Raw genomic sequence first — 8,521 nt, forward strand, 5'->3', positions numbered from 1 at the left:
ACTCACAAAACCAGCTTGTCGCATCCCAGGTATATGTTGCTGCCCAAGCCACTGACCAATTCGAGCAGTTGCCGCAAACGACATTCCTAACGGCACCATAAAAAGAAGATTGATCGTTTGAAACACAATCTGATGGGCAGCTAATTCATCGGTGCCCCAAACTCCCATCAGGTAGCTAACTGCTGTAAACACACCCACTTCCAGCGCATAAGACACCCCGATGGGCACGCCTAGTTTGACCAATTGCCAAAGTATTTGAGGTTTGATTTGGTGAAGATACGAGAAGAATTGATATTTCCTAAATTGTTCGTTTCTCAAAAGGGAAAAAACCAGTGCCCCAAACATTCCCCACAGCGTTAAAACACTGGCTAAAGCCAACCCCGCTAGTTCTAATCGGGGAAACCCAAACTTGCCAAACCCCAAGGCATAGTTACCCAAGATGTTAAAGCCTGTCCCTGCAATCACGATGATCAGAATAGGACGAGCTTGAGATAACGCTGAAACCACACCTCGCAGCATGGCAAAGCCCAAAGCAGGAAACAAGCCCCACAGAATAATATCGAGATAACGTTGCGCCAACTCCACTGTGGTTGCAGTTTGCCCTAGCTGAATCAGCAGTACTTCTAGATGAGCGATCGCAATCATAATTGGAATTGTTAACAGTAACGATAGCCACACTCCTTGCCGGGTGACTTGCCCAATGCGAGTTTCATTACCAGCTCCATAGGCTTCTGCCACCAAGGGGCTGATACCCATTACAACCCCGCTGGTTGTCCATACGATTGAGAAGAAGGTAATTGAGGCTAATGCTCCAGCGGCTAAGGTTTCTTTCCCTAAATGCCCCATCATTACGGTATCGACAAAACCCGTCGCAAGTTGGGCAACTTGGGCACTGGCTAAAGGAATTGCTAGGTGTAGAAATGCTTTGAGTTCTGTACGGATGCTCAATTTATAAGTATTCAGGGTTGACATACCCAGGAAAATCTCCAGCGTTACAATCTGTAATTCATTCAGCTACAATTACAGTCTAGGGAGGCTTAAACGTCTGAACTATCAAAATCTTCTGGGATTTTCAAAATTCTGCTCTCAATTCTGCAAGGAGCAATCGTACCGATGGCAGTCTCTCATTCCTTAACCCACCAAAATCCAAAATTGCCAATAGTTTCTAGTCAAAATTTAGGTTGGGAGCAGCTTTTGGTCGAAGAATACCAGCAGTCGTCTGGTAGTACAAAGGTTAAGCCAGAAGCTGATCCGATTATTTGCTTGACTCTGACGGCTCAACCCCATCGAATTTATCAGAGTATGGGCGATTGCCATTACGTCGGACTGTATCGCCAAGGTGATCTTTGCATTACTCCAGCGAGCATCCCCAGTGGCTTCCAGGCTGAACGTGAAGATCATTACCTATCTGTTCAAATTCCCTCAGTGTTTCTTCAGCAAGTTGCTCAAGAAGCTCTCGAACTCGATCCAGATCGCGTGGAAATAGTCCCCACATTTCAGGTTCGCAACCCTCAACTGGAGCAACTGTTGCGGTTATTGCAAACCGAACTGCATCAGAATGGTCGGATGGGACGCTTATATGTTGAGTCGTTGAGCAATGCCCTAGTGGTAAATTTGCTTCAAGATCACTCAACCACTCATCTTCTTATCGCTCAGTATGAAGGTGGATTGGGCGATCGCAAGTTGCTTCAAGTCACACGCTATATTGATGATGCTTTAGACCAAGACATCAAACTTGCTGATCTTGCTCAAGTGGCTGAAATGAGCCAATCCCATTTCAGCCGTTTATTTAAACAATCGATGGGGGTGTCGCCCTATCAATATCTGTTACGACAGCGGATCGAACGAGCAAAGCAGCTCTTGAAAAAAACAAACCAATCTTTGATTGAGATTGCCCTGTCTTGCGGCTTTGATAGCCATAGTCACTTCACCAGGCAATTTCGACAATTTACAGGCGTAACTCCAAAAGCCTACCGCACGAATTAGGCGATCGCACTCCCACAAGTACCCTTCAAGCACGGCTCGGAAAATCAGCACCTCTGAGCGATCGCCCCCCGATCGCCACTGGAACTTTGCACTCTCACCAGTTGTATCAATTAACTCAACTGATGACTCAAAGCGATCGCATTGTGGGACACCTCGCAACAGTCGATCGCCTTCATGTGCATAACTTCGTGTTGGGGGCGATCGCGCATCCGGTCAGGGCGACGGATGTCGAAATCAGCCCTAGGGCAATTAAGCGAGATGTCAGCCGGGGGGGATTCATGCATACCTCCACACAACATAGGCTCGGCTAGCGAGTCCTACCTTTAGGGTAGTTCAACTCACTAGCCTGCCGCCCAATCATGCCAGGGGAATGAAATTGAATGCGTTGGGCACCGCTATTCGATCGCCAGAATCGGAGCGATTCTGGCCCCCAGAGGCTGCGCCAACGCCGCTTCCTGAAGCGGCAGTGCGGCCCGCGGTTCAACCTCACGGATACCCACCGCAGAGAAGATCAGCGTTGCGCCCATCAGCGCCATGATGGCGTTTTCGGCAAAGCTGATGATGCCCAACGGGGCTTTAGAATTGCCGCCAATGCAGGCACAGTTCAGGGCCATTTTGTCGATGTAGACGGCTTTGAACACCGACACCGCGCCGCTGACGCCTACTACCAGGGAGCCAATGCCCGTGGCCAGGGGCGCAACGCCAGACAGAAAGCCAAGGGCGATCGCGAGTTCCGCAAAGGGATACACCTTGCCGTAGGGCTTAAACCGCCGGGTAATAAGGTCGTACTTGGCAAAGCTTTCGGCAAAGGCGTTGATATCCATCAGCTTAAGCGAGGCCAGCATGGATAGGGAAATGCCCATAAAGCCGGGAATGCCCAGGGATGTGGCTAACGCTACGAGTCCGGCGGTAGAGAACAGGGCCGCGACCGGAGTGTAGGAGTAGTCAGCTTTTTCAGCCTCGACTTCGAAGTAGGCGGCCAGGTCGGTATAGCCGCCGATGCGCTGGTCGCCAAAAAAGATCTGGGGCGTCGTTGCTACATCGTGCTGGGCTTTGAAATCAGCTACGGCTTCGGGGGTGGTCAAACGCACATCTTCGAAGGCAATCCCTTTCTCGTTGAGCAGATTCACCGCTCGCAGACCCCAGGGGCATTCGTGCTCAGCGGTAGACATGCGGTAGAGGGTGACAGAGGACGGAAGCCCGCTATTGGTTTTGTGTTTGGTCGTAATTGTTGTGGTCATAGGTTCACCTTGCTAGGGCCAAAGGACATCAAAAATTCGAATAAACATACCCTAAAGTCTACAGCGAGCTATAGAGTCAATAGGTCAACTGCAAAAAAGCGAAGATTGTTTTGGCTCTTGACCCTATAGCCAGCTAAAAGGTTTAAGGTTAAAGGAGAGTCTATGGAGAGAAAACCTATGGCCGTTGTTACCGGCTTAAAAATTGGCGAAGTCTCAAAGCAGACAGGCGTTGCCGTAGGTGGCCTGCGCTATTACGAGAGTCTGGGGCTGATTCAGTCTGAGCGGGGTGAAAACAGCTATCGCTACTATCCTCCAGAAACTGTACACCAGGTACAATTCATCAAAAAAGCTCAATCTCTGGGGTTTTCCCTGGAGGACATTGGCGAGGTGCTGACGGTGCACCACCGGGGCGATGTGCCCTGCGAGTTTGTGCAATCCCTTTTGCAGGGCAAGATTCAGCAGCTCGAGGCTCAGATCCAAGAGATGGTGGCTTTTAAGACCGACCTGGAGCAATATCGCGATCGCTGGGCTGCCCATCATCCCCGCCCTCAGCCCGGAGGCATTTGCCCGCTGATCGAGACAGTGTCATTAACTCATTGAATTTCAGGGCTACGTCTATGAAACTTCCCACCTCTTCCCGCAATGCTATACGCGAACTTGACCGGGTCGTAGCTAAAGTCATCAAAACTGTTGAGTCTGCCCAAACCGTCGAAAAAGAGACCTTTGAGCGTCTGCTGGATGGCATTATTCTTCAGGTTGCCAGAAATCGTCGGTTAGATATCAGTCAGGTGGCTTTGGTAACTGATCAAGTAATTGCAGATATGCCCCAGGAATATGGTCAGCTTGCCGATGAGCTAAAAAGTTGGGAAACGCTGACTGCCTTTTTGTACTTGAAATACCAGCAAGTGTTGGGAATTGATACCTCAATGTTTGAGCGCTAAATCCAAGCGTGAGGATTTAGGATGTCTGTTATCTAGGGCATTTGCCCGATTTCCCAGAACAAATCTATCGCACGTATGACGGTGGCTACGAAAAAGCAGCTAGCAATGGTAAGAAAGTTTCCAGCTTTTTCTTGAGGAAGACGGACTACCATTGCCCAACCTAATTCTTTCGCAGCATAATTGGTTCAGTGACCGAGTAACCCGAGAAAGTATTGGGTTTGAGGTGCGATCGCTAACTTGTATCATGGCGTGAGCCTGACCACCTGATAACGTTCCGGTTGAGCGGTTGCCAGACATCTTTGCATCAGCACCGGAGACTTTCGGCTCCGCTCCGACCGGCTTGTTATGCTGCGGCTTTACTCACCACGCTACTGTTTGCATACTCTCCACTTCTTGAAAATGAGCGGCGCGAGTTATCAAAGTCAGATCATGCTGCAGAGCAAGCACTGCCATCCAGACACCATAGCTCAGGCCATGGACGGCCTTTTTGGTAATCGTTCTAAAGGCTAGAACCCTCATTCTTCGACTGATTAACCGCTGTGCCCTGATTGCCCCCTAAGTAAGAACCAATAACTTTTATTGCACTAGATGAAGTTCCGCCACTAGAGTTCTATCCAGGGGCATCCTAAGGATAGATACGCATCAACCTATGACCGATTGAAGGTCAAACAAATGCTTTTACCATTGAGCAGGTGATGTTATGACGACAACCTATCAAACTGAAAGTCCAGACGTTGATATGGGCTTCACCGCGGAACGTTTTCCGCTAGGTCTCCACATGTGCTACGTCTTCAACAATGATGATGAGCGGCATGAGGTGATGTCCCGCTTCATCAACAAGGGATTGGATGCCGACGAGTTTGTGGGCTACTTTGCTGATGTAGATACCCATGACATGGTTGATGATTATCTGGCGGACATGGGAATTCGGGTTCCAGACACCGCCCAGCGGCCAAATACCCTCTTTCAACGGGCACGAGACGTCTACTGCCCGGACAATCACTTCAGCCCAGAGCACATGTTGAGGCAATTGCGGGCTCTGCACGCCAAGTGCCATGCTGATTGCCACCACGAGCTGCGGGTGACGGGGGAAATGTCGTGGGCATTGTTGCCTGACGTTACCGGGGCGGAACGGTTGATCGAATACGAAGCCCGCACCAATCTTTTGTTCGAGACCCATCCGCTGACGGCCATTTGCCAGTACGATGCCACCAAGTTTGACGGAGCCACGATCTTTAAAGTTTTGAAAGTTCACCCGGTGATGGTGGTGCGAGGACAGATTGTCCGTAACCCCTACTACGTGCCCGCCAGAGAATACCTTGCCAGTCAAGGGTTACCGATAGAAGCGTAAATCTCATGAATGCCCCCTCAATTCGTCCAGAGGTTTTAGGGCGCTTGCTGGTGATTCCTAGTCTGCTGGATGTGCTCTCGGACATCGGTGCGATCGCCCTGTTTCTGCAAAGTGCTCTGCAGGAAGTACCTGGCATCAGCGATCTGGCCATCGACATTGAGGGGGTATGCTATCCGGCCAGCCTAGCGGATGCTCCCCCTTCGGTTTCTCAAACTCTTCTGCATCCAACCCGTTCCCCCCCGCCCCAGGTCGATAGCCCTTCCCCCCGTCGCCACATTCGGTTGGCGACCAATCGTCAGCACTACGGCGACCTGATCCTGGTGATTGATGATCTCGATCAGTTCATCCTGTACGAGCCCTATGTTCGCAATATCGCCAACATTGTCGCCACGGTGTTGGAGAATCGGGCGTTCATGCATGACTTGCAAACCACTAATAACCGCCTGACGGAAGTCTTAAACCACCTTGAGCAGCGAGTTGAGGAACGCACCAGCCTGTTGAGGGCCGAAATTGCCCGGCGGGAGGTTCTGGAAACGGCATTAAGAGCCAGTGAAGAAAAATATCGCAACCTGCTGACCACCACCTCCGAGGGCTTCTGGCTGTTAGATGCCGAGATGAACTTGAGTGAAGTGAATCAAGCCCTCTGCACCATGCTGGGCTACACCCAGGCAGAATTGCTGGCTAAATCCCTGGTAGACCTGGTGGATGAAGCCGATCGCTCGATGTTTATGGAGAAAATAGCGCACGTTCCGGTAACCGACCATCGCCACTACGAACTGGTGCTGATCACCCGCCTGGGGACCAAACTTCACACCAGCGTGCATGCCACCACCCTCCGGAACAACCGGGGAGAGGTGCAGGGAGCCTTTGCCTTTATCACCGACATTACCGAGCGCAAACGGGCAGATGCAAAGCTGCAGTTGGCCGCTACGGTGTTTTCCCATGCTCGGGAAGGCATCTTTATCACCGATGTCCAGGGCACCATTCTGGATGTAAATGACGCCTTCAGCCAGATCACCGGCTATTCTCGCCAAGAAGCCATTGGCCAAAATCCCCGCATCCTCAAGTCGGGCTGCCAGCCCCCCGAGTTCTATGCCGACATGTGGCAGGCGCTGCTGGGAGAGGGCAATTGGTGCGGTGAAATTTGGAACCGCTGCAAAAACGGAGAAGGGTTTGCGGCTCTGCTCACCCTCAGCACCGTGCGCGATGGACAGGGCCATCCTCAGTATTTCGTGGCCCTCTTTTCCAACATTACCGCCTTGAAAGAACACCAGCAGCGGATGGAACATCTGGCGTATTACGATGGACTCACCCACCTGCCCAATCGCATGCTGCTGGGCGATCGCCTGCATCAGGCCATGGCCCAAGTCGAGCGGTTAGGACAGCAACTGGCCCTGGTTTACCTCGATCTGGACGGCTTTAAGGCGATTAACGACACCTATGGCCATGAAGCTGGTGACCAGTTGCTGGTGACCGTTGCCCATCGCCTAAAACAAGCCCTGCGCGAAGGAGACACCATTGCCCGTTTGGGGGGTGATGAGTTTGTTGCGGTGCTGCTCAATTGCAACCAAGGCAAGGCCAGTTTTCAGCGTCTGCTGGAGGCAGCCTCCCAACCCGTGCAGTTAAACGAATGGGTAGTACAGGTTTCAGCCAGTCTGGGAGTGACTTTTTATCCTCAGGCAAACGTCGTGGATTTTGAGCAGCTCCTAAACCAAGCTGATCAGGCTATGTACCAGGCTAAACTCACTGGCAAAAACCGTTACTACATCTTCAACCAAGATGGCGTGGACATTGCTGCCCATCTTCCACAAATCTCTGCCCCCGGATCTTAGGCTAACGACTAATGGTTAGACCAAGGCTTTCCCACCTAACTTTGAATACTGGCAAATAAGCTTTCGGCGGCACCTTCGTCAGCATCCGGCGGTCCCAAAACTGCACACAGAACTCATAATTACAAAGCCGCCGAGGAACCAGAGTGGAAGCAATCCAAGAAGTCCGAAAATAGCTGACCCTGCTGCGGGGACGTTAGCGAGTCGTACGCACCCGATCAATGATGCTACGTAAATAAGTGGTGTCACTCCCAAAATCACTAACACGGAATCTTCCAGCTCATGGACGAGCGGAGTGCTGAAGACAAGCACGATAAGTAGCATCAACGAAAAGAGTGCGACACCAAGACTAAACAGCGTGGCAGGTATTGCTCTGATCGACTTTCCCCAGTACAACCATGCGAAACCAACCGCAGCCAAACCAATGCCTGGTATTGCTGCTTGAGTGATTAGCGATGTAGAGACGTTCCCGCTCATGCTTGTGCCTCCTAACGATGAAGTTGTGCGGCGGCAGACAGCATCGAACACCCACCGATCGCCCCTGTCAGTCCGTTGCAGCGACGTGTTAGCCTACACGCTCTGGCCGATCGCCCCCACAACCCCTTCTGGGACACCCAACTCCCACCAACACGCCCATTGTAAGCACCCTCTCACTCAACACAGACCATCCTTCGGGACTTTTAAGCTTTTTGCAAAACCTGGATGAACTAGACCTTCTTGGCTGGGGGCGATCGCTCTCCCCAACCTAACGACCGAAAATGTACTGGCAAGCAAGCTCTCTATCTGACTGATAAAAGGGCGATCGCGTAAGGATGTGCGAACTCATGGGCATGGTGGGGACTAACATCACCCACCGCAGACAACCAAGGAATTTACGACCATGGTGCGTTCCCAAAAATCTATCCGTGAGGTGGTAGGAGTTGCAGTAGGGAACGCACCCTACAAGTTCAGCGATCGCACTGTCGTGCTAAGAAGCGCTTGCGCTCTGAGTAATCATATACTCAATAGCTTGTGGGTTATCAATCCGCTTGGAAGCCTGAATAATTTCAATGCCAACGACATTTCTGCTAGCGTCAAAGTCTAGGATAATGCCAGGGGTTTCTTCATCGCTTTCTTCAATCTCTACATCTTTGAGGGTAATCCGAATCACATCTACGTCAGGGTCATATTTGA

9 protein-coding genes are annotated in these 8,521 nt (G+C 51.2%); 5 read left to right on the plus strand and 4 right to left on the minus strand.

All coding sequences use genetic code 11. The features are described from left to right. The coding region (locus tag V6D20_19925) for an MATE family efflux transporter (protein ID HEY9818048.1) at positions 1–972 on the minus strand (972 nt) is incomplete at its 3' end. 141 nt (positions 973–1,113) lie between these two features. Here V6D20_19925 and V6D20_19930 point away from each other — a divergent pair. Beyond that, positions 1,114–1,986, plus strand: coding sequence for an AraC family transcriptional regulator (locus V6D20_19930; protein HEY9818049.1), 873 nt, complete (start codon positions 1,114–1,116; stop codon positions 1,984–1,986). A 110-nt stretch (positions 1,987–2,096) separates the two neighbouring features. Here V6D20_19930 and V6D20_19935 read toward each other — a convergent pair whose 3' ends face one another. Both V6D20_19935 and V6D20_19940 read right to left on the minus strand, forming a co-directional pair. Beyond that, positions 2,097–2,270, minus strand: coding sequence for a hypothetical protein (locus V6D20_19935; protein ID HEY9818050.1), 174 nt, complete (start codon positions 2,268–2,270; stop codon positions 2,097–2,099). Between the two features lie 111 nt (positions 2,271–2,381). After that, on the minus strand, positions 2,382–3,227 hold the full coding sequence (locus tag V6D20_19940) for a glutaredoxin (protein ID HEY9818051.1): 846 nt from the start codon (positions 3,225–3,227) through the stop codon (positions 2,382–2,384). Between the two features lie 177 nt (positions 3,228–3,404). Here V6D20_19940 and V6D20_19945 point away from each other — a divergent pair, with 177 nt between their 5' ends. From V6D20_19945 to V6D20_19960, 4 genes are all read left to right on the plus strand, one after another. Beyond that, a complete protein-coding gene (locus V6D20_19945; protein HEY9818052.1) occupies positions 3,405–3,827 on the plus strand; it encodes a heavy metal-responsive transcriptional regulator in 423 nt (140 codons plus the stop codon). 17 nt (positions 3,828–3,844) lie between these two features. Beyond that, positions 3,845–4,168 (plus strand): hypothetical protein, encoded by a 324-nt coding sequence (locus V6D20_19950; protein ID HEY9818053.1) that lies wholly within the window; start codon positions 3,845–3,847, stop codon positions 4,166–4,168. 700 nt (positions 4,169–4,868) lie between these two features. Further along, positions 4,869–5,519 (plus strand): MEDS domain-containing protein, encoded by a 651-nt coding sequence (locus V6D20_19955; protein ID HEY9818054.1) that lies wholly within the window; start codon positions 4,869–4,871, stop codon positions 5,517–5,519. Between the two features lie 5 nt (positions 5,520–5,524). After that, a complete protein-coding gene (locus tag V6D20_19960) occupies positions 5,525–7,351 on the plus strand; it encodes a diguanylate cyclase (protein HEY9818055.1) in 1,827 nt (608 codons plus the stop codon). Between the two features lie 964 nt (positions 7,352–8,315). Here the strand turns inward: V6D20_19960 and V6D20_19965 are convergent. Then, positions 8,316–8,521: DUF2283 domain-containing protein (locus V6D20_19965; protein ID HEY9818056.1), on the minus strand; the 206-nt coding region annotated here is incomplete at its 5' end.

The organism is Candidatus Obscuribacterales bacterium, assembly GCA_036703605.1.
In the GTDB taxonomy this organism is placed as follows: Bacteria; Cyanobacteriota; Cyanobacteriia; order RECH01; family RECH01; genus RECH01.

What these genes read in the sequence shown, in the direction of transcription:
- V6D20_19960 (HEY9818055.1), top strand. Translation starts at nt 5,525, where the DNA reads ATGAATGCCCCCTCAATTCGTCCAGAGGTTTTAGGGCGCTTGCTGGTG.
- V6D20_19930 (HEY9818049.1), top strand. Translation starts at nt 1,114, where the DNA reads ATGGCAGTCTCTCATTCCTTAACCCACCAAAATCCAAAATTGCCAATA.
- V6D20_19955 (HEY9818054.1), top strand. Translation starts at nt 4,869, where the DNA reads ATGACGACAACCTATCAAACTGAAAGTCCAGACGTTGATATGGGCTTC.
- V6D20_19950 (HEY9818053.1), top strand. Translation starts at nt 3,845, where the DNA reads ATGAAACTTCCCACCTCTTCCCGCAATGCTATACGCGAACTTGACCGG.
- V6D20_19935 (HEY9818050.1), bottom strand. Translation starts at nt 2,270, where the DNA reads ATGCATGAATCCCCCCCGGCTGACATCTCGCTTAATTGCCCTAGGGCT.
- V6D20_19945 (HEY9818052.1), top strand. Translation starts at nt 3,405, where the DNA reads ATGGCCGTTGTTACCGGCTTAAAAATTGGCGAAGTCTCAAAGCAGACA.
- V6D20_19940 (HEY9818051.1), bottom strand. Translation starts at nt 3,227, where the DNA reads ATGACCACAACAATTACGACCAAACACAAAACCAATAGCGGGCTTCCG.